This window comes from Flavobacterium aestuarii, from assembly GCF_040049115.1.
In the GTDB taxonomy this organism is placed as follows: Bacteria; Bacteroidota; Bacteroidia; order Flavobacteriales; family Flavobacteriaceae; genus Flavobacterium; species Flavobacterium aestuarii.
On sequence record NZ_JBDLZZ010000059.1, the window covers coordinates 1 to 557 of the forward strand.

Here is a 557-nt window from a genome sequence, read left to right on the forward strand (position 1 = left end):
CTTACCAGAGACTCTTTCCGTTCTCTCTTTTTCCTTCTTTCCTCTTCTTCCCTTTTCCCTTCTTTCTCTTTCCTTCCCCTTCTCTCTTCTTCTTCTTCCCTTCCCCCTTCCCTCTCTTTTCCTCCTCTTTTTCCTCCCTCCCTTTCTTCCTTCCCCTTCTTTTTCCTCTCTTCTTTCTCCCCTTTTCCTTTTCTCCTCCCCCTCCCCCTTTTCCCTTCCTTTCCTTCCCCCCTTTTCCTCCCCCCTCCTTCTCTCTTTCTTCTTTCCCCCCTCCCCTCTCCCCCTTTTTTCCCTCTCCTCTTTTTCCTTTCTCCTTCTCTTCTTTTTCCTTTCTTCCTCTTTTTCTTCTCCCTTTTCCCTCTCCCCTTCTTCCTTTTCTTTTTCTTTTCTTTTCCCCCTTTCTCCTTCCTTTCCTTCCCTTCTTCTTCTTCTTCTTTTTCTTTCCCTTTTCCCCTCCCTTCCCCTTTTCCTCTTCCTCCCTCTCCTCCCCCCTCCCCTCCCTCTTTCTTTCTCCCCCCTCTCTCTTTTTCTCCCTCCCCTTTTCTTTCTCCTTTCTT

General features: G+C 48.1%; 1 protein-coding gene. It reads right to left on the reverse strand.

The window, feature by feature from the left end:
- Window position 1: 1 nt before the first annotated feature.
- Window positions 2–557 (reverse strand): hypothetical protein (locus tag ABEG11_RS19160; protein ID WP_348825766.1); only part of this gene is annotated, 556 nt, incomplete at its 5' end.